Source organism: Mycobacterium sp. MOTT36Y (assembly GCF_000262165.1).
GTDB classification, from domain to species: domain Bacteria; phylum Actinomycetota; class Actinomycetes; order Mycobacteriales; family Mycobacteriaceae; genus Mycobacterium; species Mycobacterium intracellulare.
This window is the reverse complement of the sequence record NC_017904.1, coordinates 2,551,535-2,567,514: the sequence shown is the minus strand read 5'-3', so window position 1 is coordinate 2,567,514 and position 15,980 is coordinate 2,551,535. Positions and strand designations below refer to the sequence as shown.

At 69.8% G+C, this 15,980-nt stretch carries 13 protein-coding genes and 1 pseudogene; 7 read left to right on the top strand and 7 right to left on the bottom strand.

The annotated features are described in order from the left end of the window. Window positions 1-2: 2 nt before the first annotated feature. Window positions 3-383, bottom strand: coding sequence for a PPOX class F420-dependent oxidoreductase (locus W7S_RS11760; protein ID WP_014711547.1), 381 nt, complete (start codon window positions 381-383; stop codon window positions 3-5). A gap of 128 nt (window positions 384-511) precedes the next feature. Between W7S_RS11760 and W7S_RS11755 the strand changes: the two genes are divergently transcribed. After that, a complete protein-coding gene (locus tag W7S_RS11755; protein ID WP_014711546.1) occupies window positions 512-1,159 on the top strand; it encodes a TetR/AcrR family transcriptional regulator in 648 nt (215 codons plus the stop codon). A gap of 16 nt (window positions 1,160-1,175) precedes the next feature. Then, complete coding sequence (locus W7S_RS11750; RefSeq protein ID WP_014711545.1) at window positions 1,176-1,979, top strand: SDR family NAD(P)-dependent oxidoreductase; 804 nt, start codon at window positions 1,176-1,178, stop codon at window positions 1,977-1,979. 83 nt (window positions 1,980-2,062) lie between these two features. Here W7S_RS11750 and cobN read toward each other — a convergent pair whose 3' ends face one another. Continuing rightward, the gene (cobN, locus tag W7S_RS11745; RefSeq protein WP_008256369.1) at window positions 2,063-5,638 is read right to left on the bottom strand and encodes a cobaltochelatase subunit CobN; all 3,576 of its coding nucleotides are present in this window, start codon (window positions 5,636-5,638) and stop codon (window positions 2,063-2,065) included. A 56-nt stretch (window positions 5,639-5,694) separates the two neighbouring features. On the opposite strand from cobN, the gene W7S_RS11740 reads away from it, so the two are divergent. Continuing rightward, entirely contained in the window at window positions 5,695-5,895 is a 201-nt protein-coding gene (locus W7S_RS11740; protein WP_020822433.1) for a hypothetical protein, read from the top strand. Window positions 5,896-5,899: 4 nt separating this feature from the next. Here W7S_RS11740 and W7S_RS11735 read toward each other — a convergent pair whose 3' ends face one another. From W7S_RS11735 to W7S_RS11720, 4 genes are all read right to left on the bottom strand, one after another. Then, the gene (locus W7S_RS11735) at window positions 5,900-7,414 is read right to left on the bottom strand and encodes a molybdopterin-dependent oxidoreductase (protein WP_268818657.1); all 1,515 of its coding nucleotides are present in this window, start codon (window positions 7,412-7,414) and stop codon (window positions 5,900-5,902) included. A 138-nt stretch (window positions 7,415-7,552) separates the two neighbouring features. Then, window positions 7,553-8,227, bottom strand: a complete 675-nt coding sequence (locus W7S_RS11730; RefSeq protein ID WP_036429219.1) for a S9 family peptidase — start codon at window positions 8,225-8,227, stop codon at window positions 7,553-7,555. Window positions 8,228-8,330: 103 nt separating this feature from the next. After that, window positions 8,331-9,086: an ABC transporter ATP-binding protein gene (locus W7S_RS11725; protein WP_008256363.1), complete on the bottom strand. Its 756-nt coding sequence runs from the start codon at window positions 9,084-9,086 to the stop codon at window positions 8,331-8,333. An 11-nt stretch (window positions 9,087-9,097) separates the two neighbouring features. After that, entirely contained in the window at window positions 9,098-9,925 is an 828-nt protein-coding gene (locus W7S_RS11720) for an ABC transporter permease (RefSeq protein WP_008256361.1), read from the bottom strand. A 102-nt stretch (window positions 9,926-10,027) separates the two neighbouring features. Here W7S_RS11720 and cobG point away from each other — a divergent pair, with 102 nt between their 5' ends. From cobG to W7S_RS11705, 3 genes are read left to right on the top strand one after another with little or no spacing between them, the layout of a single operon-like run. Continuing rightward, window positions 10,028-11,128, top strand: coding sequence for a precorrin-3B synthase (cobG, locus tag W7S_RS11715; protein ID WP_008256359.1), 1,101 nt, complete (start codon window positions 10,028-10,030; stop codon window positions 11,126-11,128). A gap of 19 nt (window positions 11,129-11,147) precedes the next feature. Beyond that, complete coding sequence (locus tag W7S_RS11710) at window positions 11,148-11,774, top strand: precorrin-8X methylmutase (protein WP_008256356.1); 627 nt, start codon at window positions 11,148-11,150, stop codon at window positions 11,772-11,774. Then, window positions 11,771-13,264 (top strand): precorrin-2 C(20)-methyltransferase, encoded by a 1,494-nt coding sequence (locus W7S_RS11705; RefSeq protein ID WP_008256354.1) that lies wholly within the window; start codon window positions 11,771-11,773, stop codon window positions 13,262-13,264. Before W7S_RS11710 ends, W7S_RS11705 begins: the two co-directional genes overlap by 4 nt. 118 nt (window positions 13,265-13,382) lie before the next feature. On the opposite strand, the gene W7S_RS11700 is transcribed toward W7S_RS11705, so the two are convergent. Beyond that, on the bottom strand, window positions 13,383-15,035 hold the full coding sequence (locus W7S_RS11700; protein ID WP_008256352.1) for a PPE domain-containing protein: 1,653 nt from the start codon (window positions 15,033-15,035) through the stop codon (window positions 13,383-13,385). 61 nt (window positions 15,036-15,096) lie between these two features. Here W7S_RS11700 and W7S_RS27700 point away from each other — a divergent pair. Further along, window positions 15,097-15,891, top strand: a pseudogene (locus W7S_RS27700) (DUF2275 domain-containing protein); the annotation flags it as partial. Between the last annotated feature and the right edge of the window lie 89 nt (window positions 15,892-15,980).

Sequence of the window (15,980 nt, the reverse complement as noted above, 5' to 3'; positions counted from 1 at the left end):
GTTCACGCCACTTTCAGCTCGAGCCCCACATTGTTCTCCATGCCGCCGCGCAACTTGCTGAAGAAGTTGAACACCTTGCCCACGATGCCGTAGCGCTTGCCGATCGCGTCGTAGACCGCGGCGGTGTGCGACTTGTCGAGGATGACGGCGCTCCCCTCGACGGCCTCACTGGTGGGGCGGCCGTTCATCGTGCAGGTGGCCAGCGTGACGCGCGGGGTGTTGCGGATCCGCTTGACCTTCCACGACTTTTCCTGGGTGATGACCAGGAGCCGGTCTCTGTCCAAGGCGGCCCAGATCGGTGTCGGCTTGGGCCTGCCATCCTTGGTGAACGTGGTCAACAGGATGTATTGCGCCTTGGCGAGGTCGGCGAACGTCGGTGTCACGGTGCCAACCTACCGCTCGTGGCGATTCGACGTTGACATCCTTGCCGCTGCGCTGCGATAGTCATAAGGCCTTAAACGAAAACAGCGTTTTCATTTAAGGGCCACGGTCCCGAGAAGAGCACGCAATCGTGAGCGCTCCCCGCACGCGGCAACGCGAGAAGCTGGGCCCAGATCCGACGGTCCGCCGCCAGATCCTGGCCGCGGCGACGACAACGGTGCGCGAGCATGGGGTCGACGGACTAAGCGTCGCCGCCGTCCTGCAACGGGCCGGGTTGAGCACACGAGCGTTCTATCGGCATTTCGGGTCGAAGGACGACCTGGTCGCCGCGGTCTTCCTGGAGGGTGCGCGCGCCGAAAAGCGGCGCCTCAAGCGCCGAATGGGCAGCGCTGCAACAGAAATCGAGGCCGTCGCGGCGTGGATCGACGCACGACTCGACCTGGCATTCGACGAGCGGCTCGCAAACGATCTGCGGCGCTTGTCGTTAGAAGCTCAATCGCAGACCGTCGCGGCCCGCGGTGTGGTTCAGCCGGCCTATGCGGAGATGCTCACACCGCTGCGCGAGGCGATCCGGCGCGGCCTACACGACGGTGTCTTCCACGGGGTCGATCCGGTGGCCGACGCCGAGTTCATCCATGGGGTGGTGTGGGCGGGAATCGACCAGCACTGGGCGAAGGGCGCCGGTGGCCGCGAGCAACTGCGGCGGCGCATCCAATGCTTCTGCCTGCGCGGTCTCGGTGTAGCGGCTGAGGCGATCGACAAAGTGTGTTCGACGTGAGGGAAAGGGACTAGCGATGGACTTGGGTTTTGCGGGATCGACCGCCGTGGTCACGGGTGGCAGCAAGGGTATGGGTTTGGCGATCGCCGAAACCCTTGCGGCCGAAGGGGCCAGGGTGGCGGTGATGGCCAGGGGCCAGGGTGCGCTCGATGCGGCCGTGGCGTCGCTGCGCGAGGCCGGCGCTCCGGATGCCGTGGGGATCAGCGTGGATATGGCCGATGCCGCATCCATCGCCGCGGGTTTCGCCGCCGTCGCCGACCGTTGGGGGCAGCTCAACAGCCTGATCCACACGATCGGGCCGGGCGACGGCTATTTCGAGCAGATGGACGACACCCAGTGGGACGAGGCGTTCAGCCTCGGCACGATGTCGGCTGTGCGATCGATCCGCGCTTCCTTGCCGCTGCTGCGCTCCGCGGACTGGGCCCGCGTGGTGACGTTCTCGGCGCACTCGATTCAGCGCCAGAACCCGCGGATCGTCGCCTACACGGCATCGAAGGCGGCGTTGGCTAGTGTCACCAAGAATCTGTCGAAAAGCCTTGCCAAGGACGGCATTCTGGTCAACTGTGTGTGTCCCGGGACCATCGTGACCGCCAGCTTCACCGAAAACCTCAAGGACATCCTGGCCGCCGATGGCCTCGACGCCACCGATCCGGTCGACGTCATGACCTGGATCGACAACAACTTTCACCAGCCCTGCGACCTCGGCCGTGCGGGCCTCCCCGAAGAGGTCGCCTCCATCACCGCCTACCTGGCATCGCGGCGAAATGGCTACGTCACCGGCGCGACGGTCAACGTGGACGGCGGCTCGGACTTCATCTGAGGTCGAGTGCGCCTCGCGAACAGACGCAAAAGCACCCGACACGCCGTGGAAATAGGTGCTTTTGTGTCTGCTCGCCGGAAGAACTAGCCCTCCAGGTCGCCCTCGGTTTCCAACAGCGCCCGGCGCAGCCCGTCGAGGGTCTCCGGTTGCGGCTGCGCCCACATGCCGCGCCCGGCCGCCTCCAGCAGCCGTTCGGCCATGCCGTGCAGCGCCCAGGGATTCGACTCGGCCATGAACTTCCGGTTCTCCGGGTCCAAAACGTAACGCTCCGTGAGCTGTTCGTACATCCAGTCGGCCATCACCTGAGCCGTCGCGTCGTAGCCGAACAGGTAGTCCACGGTCGCCGCCATCTCGAACGCGCCCTTGTAACCATGCCGGCGCATCGCCGCCATCCAGCGCGGATTGATCACCCGGGCCCGGAACACGCGCGTGGTCTCCTCCGACAGGGTGCGGGTGCGGATCGCATCGGGGCGGGTGTTGTCGCCGATGTAGGCCGCGGGCGCTTGGCCGGTCAGCGCCCGCACGGTCGCCACCATGCCGCCGTGGTACTGGAAGTAATCGTCGGAGTCGGCGATGTCATGTTCCCGGGTGTCGGTGTTCTTGGCGGCCACCGCGATACGCCGATACTGCCGGTTCATGTCGTCGACTGCCTCGCGGCCGTCCAGGTCGCGTCCGTAGGCGAACCCGCCCCACGCGGTGTAGACCGCGGCGAGGTCGGCGTCATCACGCCAGTTGCGGCTGTCGATGAGCTGCAGCAGTCCGGCGCCGTAGGTGCCCGGCTTCGATCCGAAAATCCTTGTGGTCGAGCGGCGTTGATCGCCGTGCTGAGCCAGATCGGCCTCAGCGTGGGCCCGCACGAAGTTGTCGTCGGCCGGTTCGTCGAGCCCGGCGACGAGCCGCACCGCGTCGTCGAGCATCGTCACCACGTGCGGGAAGGCGTCCCGGAAGAAGCCGGAGATCCGGACCGTCACGTCGATGCGGGGGCGCCCGAGCTCGCTCAGGGGAATCGGGGCGAGGTCGACGACACGGCGCGACGCGTCATCCCACACAGGCCGAACGCCCAGCAGCGCGAGCACTTCGGCGATGTCGTCGCCGGCGGTGCGCATCGCCGAGGTCCCCCAGACCGACAGTCCCACCGATCGCGGCCACCGACCGTGGTCGTCGCGGTAGCGGGCGAGCAGCGAATCCGCCAGCGCCACACCGGCTTCCCAGGCCAGCCGGGAGGGCACGGCCTTGGGGTCGACGGAGTAAAAGTTGCGCCCGGTGGGCAGCACGTTGACCAGGCCGCGCAGCGGGGAGCCCGAGGGGCCGGCCGGGATGAATCGTCCGTCCAGGGCGCGCAGCACCTGCTCGATTTCGGCGGAGCTGCCGGCCAGCCGGGGCACCACTTCGGTGGCGGCGAACCGGAGCACTCGCGCCACGTCCGGGTTGTCGCTGAGCCGTTCGGCCGCATCGGGATCCCAGCCGGAGGCCTGCAGCGCCGCGACCAACTCCCGCGCCACCGTCTCGGTCGCGTCCACGCTGGTTCGTTCGTCGGTGCCGTCCTCGGCCAGACCCAACGCCTGGCGCAGGCCGGGAATGGCGTGCTCGCCGCCGAAGAGCTGGCGGGCACGCAGGATCGCCAGCACGAGGTCCAGTTCGGGCTCCCCCGTGGGCTTTTGGCCCAGGATGTGCAGGCCGTCGCGGATCTGGACATCCTTGATCTCGCACAGCCAGCCGTCGACGTGCAACAGCATGTCGTCGAACGAGTCCTCGGCGGGACGTTCGGTGAGCCCGAGATCGTGGTCCATCTTCGCGGCCCGGATGAGGGTCCAGATCTGCTGGCGGATCGCGGGCAGCTTGCCGGGATCCAGCGCGGCGACGTTGGCGTGCTCGTCAAGCAGCTGTTCCAAACGGGCGATGTCGCCGTAGGTTTCGGCGCGCGCCATCGGCGGGATGAGGTGGTCGACGAGCACCGCGTGCGCGCGCCGCTTGGCCTGGGTGCCCTCGCCGGGGTCATTGACCAGGAAGGGGTAGATCAGCGGCAGGTTGCCCAGCGCGGCATCGGGCGCGCAGCCCGCCGACATGCCCAGGGTTTTTCCCGGCAGCCATTCCAGGTTGCCGTGTTTGCCTAGATGCACCACGGCGTGCGCCCCGAACCCGGTGTCCAGCCAGCGGTAGGCGGCCAGGTAGTGGTGGCTGGGCGGCAGGTCGGGATCGTGGTAGATGGCCACCGGGTTCTCGCCGAAGCCGCGGGGCGGCTGCACCATCAGCACCACGTTGTCCGATTGGATTGCCGCGATCACGATTTCACCGTCGGGGTCGTTACTGCGGTCGACGAACAGCTCCCCCGGTGGCGGTCCCCAATGCTGGACGACGGCGTCGGTGAATTCGGCGGGCAGGGTCGCGAACCAGGCGCGGTAGTCCTTGGCGGACACGCGGATCGGGTTGCCGGCCAATTGGCCTTCGGTGAGCCAGTCGGGGTCTTGGCCGCCGCGTTCGATCAGCGCGTGAATCAAGGCGTCGCCGTCGTTCGCCTCGACGCCGGGCAGGTCACCGACGTGGTACCCGCGATCGCGCAGCGCCCGCAGCAGCGCGACGGCGCTCGCGGGCGTGTCCAGCCCCACCGCGTTGCCGATACGGGCGTGCTTGGTGGGATAGGCCGAAAACACCAGGGCGACCCGTTTGTCGGGCGGCGCGACGTGGCGCAGCCGCGCGTGCCGCACCGCCAGCCCGGCGACCCGGGCGCAGCGTTCCGCGTCCGCGACATAGGAGATCAGGCCGTCCTCGTCGATCTCTTTGAAGGAGAACGGGACCGTGATGATGCGGCCGTCGAACTCGGGCACGGCCACCTGACTGGCCACGTCGAGCGGGCTCAGGCCGTCGTCGTTTTCGCACCACTGGGCGCGCGGGCTGGTCAGGCACAGCCCCTGCAGGATCGGAATATCCAGCGCGGCAAGGTGTTCAACGTTCCAGCTGTCGTCATCGCGGCCCGCGGACGCGGTGGCCGGTTTGAGTCCCCCGGCGGCCAGGACGGTCACGACCATCGCGTCGGCGGCGCTGAGCCGTTGCAGCAGTTCGGGTTGGGCGGTGCGCAGCGATGCGCAGTAGACGGGCAGCGGCTGTGCACCGGCGTCCTCGATGGCCCCACACAGCGATTCGACGTAACCGGTGTTGCCGGCCAGATGCTGAGCGCGGTAGTACAGCACGGCGATCGTCGGCCCATCGACATCCTTGGCATTCGGCCGCGCCAGCTCGCCCCACGTCGGCGTCACGACCGGCGGGGTGAACCCGAACCCGGTCATCAGCACGGTGTCGGAGAGGAAGGCGTGCAGCTGCCGCAGGTTGTCCACGCCGCCGTGGGCCAGGTAGATGTGCGCCTGGACCGCGATGCCGGCCGCCAGCGTGGACAAGCCGGTCAGCTCGGCGTCGGCGGCCTGCTCGCCGCTGACCAGCACCGTGGGCACGCCGCTGGCGATCACCGTGTCGATCCCGCCCTGCCAGGCCCGGTAGCCGCCCAGGATCCGGACCACCACGATGGCGACGCCGGCCAGCAGGTCGGGCAGTTCGTCCTCTGAGAGCCGCGAGGGGTTGGCCCACCGGTAGTTTTTCCCGCTGGAACGGGCGCTGATCAGGTCCGTGTCGGATGTCGACAGCAGCAGGATGGTCGGTTCAGCCACCCGTCATTCGTACCGCAGCGGCTTCGGACCGCCGAATCGGCACGTAGGGTCCCTCTATGAGCAGAGGATTCGTCGTCACTTTCGCGGTTGGGCTGATCATCGCGTTGTTCGGGGTGATCTGGGCACTGCAAGGGTTCGGGGTGCTTGGCGGCAGCCCGATGAGCAACACCACCACCTGGTCCGTCATCGGGCCGATCACAGCGCTCGTCGGCATAGCGATCGCGGTGATCAGTTGGCGGAAGCTCTCGTCGAAATAGGCTGCTACGCCGGCACGACGGCGAAGTTCACCGTGTGCCAGCCGGTGGCGCCGTCGGGGACGGGATTGGCGCGCTCTTCGGTCTGGACGGCACCGGTGTTGTCGATGGCTCGCACGGTGATGGTTTCCCGCCCGGGGCTTTTCGCCTGCCACGGGAAGCGCCACAATCGCCATGTCTCATTGGAATAACTCGCGCCCAGTTCGGCCGGTTGCCAGCCGCCGTCGCCGATGCGGACTTCGACCGCCCGCACGCCACGATTTTGTGCCCACGCAACGCCGCCGAACACCACCGGCCCCACCGGCACCGTCTGGCCACCCCTGGGCACGTCGATCCGCGACTCCGTCTTGATGGGCGCTTGCGCCGCCCAGCCCTGCCGCGTCCAGTAGGCCTTGGCCCGATCGAACCGGGTCAGCTCCAAATCCACCACCCACTTGGTGGCCGAGACGTAGCCATAGAGTCCCGGCACCACCATGCGGGCCGGGTAGCCGTGCTCGGCCGGCAGCGGTTGACCGTTGAGGCCGACCGCCAGCAACGCGTCGCGGCCGTCCGTGACCGCCTGCACAGGGGTGCCGACGGTGAATCCCTCGATCGACGTTGAGAGCACCATGTCGGCATCGCGGTGTACACCGGCCGCGGCCAGCAGCTCCGCCAGCCGGTAGCCGGTCCAGATGCCCGTTGAAATGAGATCTCCACCAACGGGGTTGGATACACATGTCAACGTGGTCACCGTCTCGACGATGTCGAAGCGGGCGAGGTCGTCGAAGCTCAAGGTGATCTCGCGGTCCACCATCCCATGGATCCGCAGGCGCCAGTCGCCGCGGCTGAGCTGGGGAACGCTCAGCGCGGTGTCGACCCGGTAGAAGTCAGCACTTGAAGTGATAAAGCTCGGCAACGCAACGCCTTTCGGCTGCACTTCGGCCGGTATCGGACGCGCCGGGGATCGTGGCCGGGGTAGGGCGAACGTCTTACGGTCGGCTTCCACCGAATGCGCCAGCCGGGTACCGAACGCCCCCACTACCCCACTGACGACGCCCAGTCCGAGCAACCCGTACATGACCAGCCTGCGCCGGCTTGGATGTGCCACCTCCTGGTCGTCTGCGTCGTCGTCCGGCTCAGGCGAGAACCGCCGGGTGAGCACCCGCAGCACCCCTACGCCACACGCGGCACCGACGATGGTGGGGAGCGTATCGGGCGCCGTCCCGCCTGGTCGCGACAGCACGGCGATGCAGCCGAGGACGCCCGCCGCGGCGATCACCACGCTGCCGAACGGGCGGCGCCGCGTCTCGAGGGTCCCGGCGATCGCCGCGATCGTCGCGATCACCACGAGCACGACGACGGCCAGGAACGGTTTGTCCAGCGGGCCAAGCGTTTGGATGGCCCACTCTTTGACGGGCCCCGGTGTCAGGTCGACGACCGCAGAACCCACGGCGGCGCGGGGTTCGGCCCGCGCACCGAACGGGATGCTGGCCAGTTGGGTGACACCGAGCGCGACGGAGGCAGCGGCGACCCCGGCGATCATCCGGTCATTCGACGAAGCCGCGGCCACCGACGTCACTTTACTCGCGCTTCCTCCCCTCCCGGAAAACTCTTGCGGCACAGCGCTGGTGGCGTCGAGCGAGGTGGCGTCTGAGCCTCGCGGACGGGTGATTCGCGTCGGTCAGTGACCGATCAGGGCCGCAATCCGCGTGGCGACCTCCCCGGCGACGCGCAGCGCCTCCTCGCTCATGCCGGGCTCGTAGCGATCCGCCACCGGGTCGTAGTCGGCGCCGGCGATCGAACCATGGTCGGCGTCGAGCTCCACCAACTCGACCGGCCAGCCGGCGCGGCCCAGGGCGGTGGCGAACTCCCGGCTGGCACTCACCGGGACGGCGTCGTCGGCCAGCCCGTGCAGCAGCGTGAACGGCGTGCCGGCGCGGCCATCCGATAGCGCGTCGGCCGGCGCCTGACCGGAGAGCGGATCGGGCACCATGAACGCGCCGGCCAGACACACGGTGTGGACGAGGGTGGCGTCGAACCGCGCCGCGTTGAGCGTCAGACCCGCCGCGGCGCAACCGCCCATGGACCACCCGACGAGCACGATGCCGTTGCCGGGGCCCGCGAAGTCGCGGGTGAAATCGAGCGATCCCAACAGATCCGCCCGGCCGCCGTCGTCGGCATGGGAATTCCAGTCCGGCGCCACCACGGCCGCGCCGCGGTCGCTGAGCATACCGGCCAGGGGTCCGAACGCCGCGCGGGCATCGGTCTGCATGCCGTGCCACAGCAGGACGGTGGGACGTCGGGAGTCGCCGAAGACGTCGGCTAAGCGTCCGGGGGCGTATTCCACCGTGTCCACGGCCACGAGTGTGCCCCTGGGGCCGTGATCCCAAACGGCGAGCCGGGCGATGCCGTTGCGGTGGAGTTCGATTCGACGTCGCAAGGATCGGCCTGTTCTCGGTTCACGATTGCACACCTAGTCGATCCAGCAACTCGGCGCGATGCCGCTCGGTATGGGCGCCGGGATGACCGGGTGTGCGCCGCGGCTCGCCGATCGTCAGCGTGTGAATGATGCGCCCGTCCTCGAGCACCAGCACGCGGTCGGCCAACGCCACCGCCTCGTCGACGTCATGAGTGATCAGCAACACCCCGAACCCGTGCCGGCGCCACAGATCCAGCAACAAGGCGTGCATCGTCAACCGGGTCAACGCGTCCAGCGCCCCGAACGGCTCGTCGAGCAGCAGCAGCCGCGGCTCGGCGACCAACGCCCGCGCGAGCGAAACCCGTTGCGCCTGCCCGCCGGACAGGGTCAACGGCCAGGACCCGGCGCGGTCGGTTAGCCCGACGTCGGCCAGCGCACGCTCGGCGCGCTGTCGCACCTGCGGCCGCGGGAGGCGGCTGCGGGTGAGGCCGTAGCCGACGTTGGTGCGCACGTCGCGCCACGGAAAGAGCCGCGGCTCCTGGAAGGCCAGGGCCGGGGCGCCGGCCACCACGCGCTCGCCGCTGTGGTCACGCGAGAGCCCGGCCAGCACCCGCAGCACCGTCGACTTGCCGGACCCGCTGCGCCCGACCAGCGCGACGATCTCGCCGCCGCGCACCCGCACCGAAACGTCTTTGAGGACATGGCGATTCCCGTACCACTTGTCGACGTGGCGCAGCTCCCCCGCGACCTCGGTCCGCACCCGCGGGTGGGCGTCGGATTCTGCGATGACTGTCAACCGTGAACCTTTCAGTGTCGGTAGCGTAGGGCGCGGCGCTCGATGAGGCGGACGATCGCGTCGGTGACGATGCCCAGCAGCGCATAGATGGTCAGTCCGAAGATGATGATGTCGATCCGCAGAAAATCTCGGGCGTTGTTGATCAGGAAGCCAATTCCCTTGTCGGCGTTGATCTGCTCGGCGACGATCAAGGTCAGCCACGCGATCGCCAGCGACTGCCGAAAGCCGACGAGCACCTGCGGCGCCGCGCTGGGCACGAGGATGCGGGTGAACCGCTGCGCGAACGAAAAGCCCAGCACCTGAGCGGTTTCCACCATTTTGGGATCGACCTGGCGGATCGCCGAGAAGGTGTTCAGGTAGAGCGGGAAGACCACCCCCAGCGCCACCAGCAGGATCTTGGGCAGCTCGCCGATCCCGAACCACAGGATGAACAGGGGGATCAGGCCCAGGTGCGGCAGCGCGCGGATCATCTGCATGGGCGGGTCCACGGTGGCCTCGAGCCAACGGGACAGTCCGACCGCCGCGCCCGCGCCGACCCCGATCACCCCACCCAGGACCAGCCCCTCGACAACACGGACGGAGGAGACCTGCAGCGCGGCGGCGAGCTGGCCGTCACGGATCAACTCGACTCCGGCCTCGACGATCAGCGACGGCGCGGGCAGCACATCTTGCGGGATGACACCGACCGCGCTGCCCAGCTGCCACAGGGCCAGCAACGCCAGCGGGGAAGCGATACGCACGATCTCCCATTTGCGGCGCGCCCATAACCCGCCCGGCGCGCCGGTTTGGGCGCTCCCGGGCTGTTTCGGGGCAGCGTCGAGCGCGGTGGCAATGCTCACCGTGCCGACGGTAGGGCGCGACCGTTGCCGTGGGTAAGGGTTTACGTCTGCCTGAAGCCAATGTCGGCCGCCGTGTTCAGCCGGTGGCCGTACCGTGTACAGGTGGCCAGGACGCGTGACACCGACGCTTGCCCGGGTGCGCTGCAGGTGCACCAGGCCGCCGACGGCGCTTTGGCCCGGGTGCAGTTACCCGGGGGCATGCTCACGGCCGCGCAGCTGGCGGCGTTGAGCGCCGCCGCCACGCAGTCAGGGTCGGGAACGCTCGAACTCACCGCGCGGGGCAACGTGCAGTTGCGCGGGCTGACCGACGTCACCGCGGTGGCCGAGACGCTGGCGGCCGCAGGCCTGTTGCCGTCGACGACGCATGAGCGCGTCCGCAACATCGTCGCGTCGCCGCTGTCGGGGCGGGCCGGGGGCGACGTCGACGTGCGCGGCTGGGTCGGCGACCTGGACGCCGCGATCTGCGCGGCGCCACGCCTCGCGGACCTGGGCGGCCGGTTCTGGTTCAGCCTCGACGACGGGCGGGCCGACGTGTCCGGTCTGCGCGCCGACATCGGCGTGCACGCGTCGCCCGACGGTTGCGCGCTGCTGCTCGCCGGACGTGACACCGGCGTGCGGCTGGCCGCCGGCGAGGTGGTGGAGACGCTCGTCGCTCTCGCGACGCGCTTCGTCGAGATCCGCGAAACCGCCTGGCGCGTCCAGGAATTGGCTGACCTCCGTCGGCTACTACCCGACGCCGAGCCGGGTGGGACACCTTTTCCCGTCGTCACCAAGGCGCCGGTGGGCTGGATCGATCAGGATGACGGCCGGGTGACGCTGGGGGCCGCGGCGCCACTGGGTGTGCTGCCCGCGCGGGTCGCGGAGTACCTGGCCGCGATCGAGGCGCCGCTGGTGATCACCCCGTGGCGCTCGGTGCTGGTATGCGATCTGCAGGAATCCGTGGCCGACACCGCGCTGCGCGTGCTGGCCCCGTTGGGGCTGGTGTTCGACGAGAACTCCCCCTGGCTGACCGTGAGCGCCTGCACGGGCAGCCCCGGGTGTGCGCACTCGGCCGCCGACGTGCGGGCCGACGCCGCCGAGGCGTTGGACGCCGACGTCACGCTGCACCGGCACTTCGTGGGCTGCGAGCGCGCGTGCGGCAGCCCGCCGGCCGGTCAGGTGCTGGTCGCCACCGGCGACGGATACCGGATGCTGCGAACCTGACAAGCCTTAGGGTGAGCGGGTGCTCGACTACATCCGCGATGCCGCGGAGATCTATCGCCAGTCGTTCGCGACCATCCGCGCCGAGGCCGACCTGGCCCGATTCCCCGCCGACGTGGCCCGCGTCGTCGTCCGGTTGATCCACACGTGTGGCCAGGTCGACGTCGCCGAGCACGTCGCGTTCACCGACGACGTCGTCGAGCGCGTCGGCGCGGCCCTGCGCGGCGGCGCCCCGGTGTTGTGCGACTCGTCGATGGTGGCCGCCGGGATCACCACCGCACGGCTGCCCGCCGGCAACGAGGTCGTGTCGCTGGTGGCCGACCCGCGGGCGGCCGAGCTGGCCGCGCGCCGGCAGACCACCCGTTCGGCGGCCGGGGTCGAGCTGTGGGCCGAGCGGCTCGACGGCGCCGTGCTGGCCATCGGCAACGCACCGACGGCCCTGTTCCGGCTGCTCGAGCTGATCGACGAGGGGCTTGCGCCGCCGGCCGGCGTGCTCGGTGGGCCGGTGGGATTCGTCGGGTCGGCGCAGTCCAAACAGGAGCTCGTCGACCGTCCGCGCGGAATGTCGTATCTGGTGGTGCAGGGCCGGCGGGGCGGCAGTGCCATGGCCGCTGCCGCCGTCAACGCGATCGCGAGCGACGCCGAATGACCGCCCGGGGGACGCTGTGGGGCGTCGGGCTGGGACCTGGCGACCCGGAACTGGTGACCGTCAAGGCCGCGCGGGTGATCGGCGAGGCCGACGTGGTCGCCTATCACAGCGCCCGGCACGGTCGCAGCATCGCGCGCGGCATCGCCGAACGGTATCTGCGGCCCGGCCAGATCGAGGAGCACCTGGTCTACCCGGTGACGACCGAGGTGACGGACCATCCGGGCGGCTATGCCGGCGCGCTCGAGGACTTCTACGCCGAGGCCACCGAACGCATCGCCGCCCACCTGGACGGCGGGCGCAACGTGGCTCTGCTGGCCGAGGGCGACCCGCTGTTCTACAGCTCCTACATGCATCTGCACACGCGGCTGACCGAGCGATTCGATGCGGTCATCGTTCCGGGCGTCACGTCGGTGAGCGCGGCCTCGGCGGCCCTGGCGACGCCGCTGGTGGCCGGCGACGAGGTGCTGTCGGTGCTGCCGGGCACGTTGCCGGTCGCCGAACTGACCCGCCGGCTCGCCGACGCCGACGCCGCCGTGGTCCTCAAGTTGGGGCGCTCATATCACGCTGTGCGGGAAGCGCTTTCGGCGTCGGGACAGCTCGACGACACGTTTTATGTCGAACGCGCCAGCAGCGCCGGACAACGCATCCTGCCCGCCGCGGAGGTCGACGAGACCAGCGTGCCGTACTTCTCGCTGGCCATGCTGCCCGGCGGCCGTCGGCTGCACCGGCGCGCCGCCGAGGTGCAGGCGGCGGGCAGCGTCGCGGTGGTGGGCCTGGGCCCCGGCGACGTGGACTGGATGACGCCGCAGAGCCGGCGGGAGCTGGCCGCGGCGACCGACCTGATCGGCTATGCCGGTTACCTGGATCGCGTCCCGGTGCACGAGGGCCAGCAGCGGCACCCCAGCGACAATCGCGACGAGCCCGAGCGCGCGCGGCTGGCCTGCGCGCTGGCCGAGCAGGGCCGGGCCGTGGCGGTGGTGTCGTCGGGCGACCCGGGTGTCTTCGCGATGGCGACCGCGGTGCTGGAAGAGGCCAAACAATGGCCGGGCGTGCAGATCCGGGTGATCCCGGCGATGACCGCGGCCCAGGCGGTGGCCAGCCGGGTCGGCGCGCCCCTGGGCCACGACTACGCGGTGATCTCGCTGTCGGATCGGCTCAAGCCGTGGGAGGTGATCTCCGCGCGGCTTGAGGCCGCCGCGGCCGCCGACCTGGTGCTCGCGATCTACAACCCGGCGTCGAAGACGCGGACCTGGCAGGTCGGTGCGATGCGCGACATTTTGCTGGCCCACCGCGAGCCGGGCACGCCGGTGGTGATCGGCCGCAGCGTGTCGGGCGACGACGAAGACGTCCGCGTCGTCCGGCTGGCCGATCTCAACCCGGCCGAGATCGACATGCGCTGCCTGCTGATCGTCGGGTCATCGCAAACCCAGTGGTACTCAGCCGATTCCACTGAGGACCGGGTCTTCACTCCCCGGCGCTATCAGCCATAGGGCTCAGTCTGATTGCCCTACTCCTCCGCACCCCGCTACGCGGGCTGCATCGTCATAGGGCTCAGTCCGATTGCCCTACTCCTCCGCACCCCACTACGCGGGCTGCATCGTCGTAGGGCTAGTCGCGGTCCCAGGTGCTCGGCATCATCGGCATGCTGGGACCGTCGCTGAATCCGTCCCGGGTCAGCGTCGCCAATCCGGCGGCCCGGGCCGCGTCGGATTTGGCTGCGGCACCGGCGAATCCGAGCGGCCCCGCACTGTCCTCGGAGGGCCGTGCGGCGTCCGGATCCTCGGCATCAACGCCCGGATCCAGATCCTGGTCCAGGTCCATGAATTCGTAGCGGTAGGCGCGTTCGGTGGCGGTTCCGCCGCGGCGCCGACGGGCCCGGGCCTTCTTCTTGGCTGCGGCGGCAGCGGCCGCGCCGGCGGGCGCGTCGAGGTCGTCCGAGGACGGCTCCTCCGACTTGCGCCGTGACCGGCTGCTCGCGCTGCCGCGCGCCGACAGTCCCGACAACCCCACCGCATACAGGGCGTTGGAGAGGCCCGCGCCGATTCCGTCGGTCGCCGTCGGACCGAAGCCCACCCCGGGTCCGCCGCCGACCGGTCCGCCGCCGGCCGACCCGGCAACCGCCGTCGCGGGGGCGGTGGACGGTGCCGACACGTGGCTGACACTGGCGGGCGCGGTGGCAATCGTCGGCGCCGGAGCAACCACCGGTGCGGGCGCCGCCGCGACGGCCGGCAGGGGCGGGGCAGACGCGAGCGGGATCCCGACGCTGATCGCGGTGACCGCCGCAGCCGCCCCACCGGCCGCGGCCGCGCCGATGGCGGCAACGACGACCGGCGCCAGCACCACGGCCATCTGGATCGCCAGCTGGATGAACGGCCAGAAGATCATCAAGGTGTGGAAGATGGCCCAACCCAGCGCCGTCGACAGCGCCGGAGACAGTCCCAGCTGCCCGAAGAACGAGGCGAGACTGTTGACCCACGGCACCGGCGGGAACGGCCACCCACCGGGGTTGAGGTCCTTGGACACCGGCCACGCGAAATTCTGGGTGTACTGCTGCAGCCACTTGGTCAGCTGGTCCATCCAGGACGGGTACTGCGTCGTGGTGGTGGCCTGCTGCTGGGCGCTCGAGGTGTCGGCGTTGTTGAGGTTGGAGCCGGAATCCGTCGCCGGCGCCACGGCGGCCGCTTGCATCGCCGCGGCGCCGGCGGTCCCGGCCTCGGCGCCCGGGACGACGATCGGCGGCGCGGGAGTGGTCGGCGGGACCGCGGCCAGGGCGGCTTCGCTAACGGCTTGGTAGGTGGTCATCGTCGTCGCGGCCTGCACCCACATGCGCGCGTAATCGGCTTCGTTGACGGCGATCGGGATGGTGTTGATGCCGAAGAAGTTCGTGGCGACCAGCGCCCCGTGCACCGCGTGGTTGGCCGTGAGTTCGCCCATCGTGGGCATGGCGGCCAACGCGGCGGTATAGGCGGTGGCCGCGGTCTCGTGCAGGCTGGCCGCGGTCGCGCTCTTGGCCGCGCTCTCCGCCAGCCAGGCCTGGTAGGGAACGTGCGCGGCCACGTACTGGTCGGCGCTGGGCCCGTCCCACGCGCCGGCCTGCACGGCGCCCAGCAACCCGCTGAGCTCGGCCGCCGCGGTCGCGTAGTCGGTGCTCATCGACGACCATGCCGTCGCCGCGGCCAGCAGCGGGGCGGGGCCGGGGCCGCTGCTGAGCAAGGTCGAGTGCACTTCGGGAGGAAACGCGGCAAAGATCGGGGCGGTCATCGTCTAGGGCCTTCAGGCAAGAACACGAATACCTCTTCGGAATCTCGTGGATGGGCTGGCGATGCGTACGACCAGAGGTCGGTTGCGGCGGCCGTTTAGTTCCCCGCCATTTCGTTCGGGTGCCAAAAAGCCGGGCTTCTTTGCGCGCGAACGGTCGTGCTGCAACGATGCAGGGATGCGGTGTGACGTTGCGCGTGAAGCGCTGTCGGCTCGATTGGATGGCGAGCGACCCCAGGTGCTCGCGCAGCAGGTCGACGCCCACCTTGAATCGTGCCGCAGTTGCCGTTCCTGGCTTATCGGGGCGGCGGCGCAGACCCGTCGGTTCGCCTCGGTGGCGCCCGGCGAGGGACCCGACCTGGTCGACAAGATCATGGCCAGCATCGACGACCAAGCCTCCGGACACCCGAGGTGGATGCGCTGGTTGCGGTCGCACTACCGGCGCTGGGGTTTGATCGCGGTGGGCCTGTTCCAGGTGGCGATTGCCGCGGCCCAGATCAGTGGGGTCGATTTCGGCATGGTGTCCGGTCACATGCACGGCGCGATGTCCGGCGAGCACCTGATGCACGAGTCCACGGCGTGGTTGTTGGCGTTGGGCCTGGCGATGGTCGCCGCCGGCGTCTGGCCCGCCTCCGCGTCGGGGGTGGCGGCGATCACCGGCGTGTATTCCGTTGCGCTGCTTGGTTATGTGATTGTCGACGCCTTCGACGGACAGGTCACGGCCACCCGGATCGCCAGCCACATGCCGCTGTTGTTGGGCCTGGCATTCGCGTTGTTGGTGGCGCGCGAGCGCGTGGGCTCGCACCGGCGGCACGGCTCCGATGGCTCGGTCGACGCCGACTATCCCGCCTCGGCGGCCGACCCGTCGAGCGGTCGACGGCGCGGGCACCTGCGGCCGATCAACCACGCCGCCCCCGACCACGCCGCGCCCTCTACGACGACCCGTCG

What these genes read in the sequence shown, in the direction of transcription:
- W7S_RS11705 (WP_008256354.1), top strand. Translation starts at nt 11,771, where the DNA reads ATGACCGCCCGGGGGACGCTGTGGGGCGTCGGGCTGGGACCTGGCGAC.
- W7S_RS11750 (WP_014711545.1), top strand. Translation starts at nt 1,176, where the DNA reads ATGGACTTGGGTTTTGCGGGATCGACCGCCGTGGTCACGGGTGGCAGC.
- W7S_RS11700 (WP_008256352.1), bottom strand. Translation starts at nt 15,035, where the DNA reads ATGACCGCCCCGATCTTTGCCGCGTTTCCTCCCGAAGTGCACTCGACC.
- W7S_RS11740 (WP_020822433.1), top strand. Translation starts at nt 5,695, where the DNA reads ATGAGCAGAGGATTCGTCGTCACTTTCGCGGTTGGGCTGATCATCGCG.
- W7S_RS11735 (WP_268818657.1), bottom strand. Translation starts at nt 7,414, where the DNA reads ATGATCGCCGGGGTCGCCGCTGCCTCCGTCGCGCTCGGTGTCACCCAA.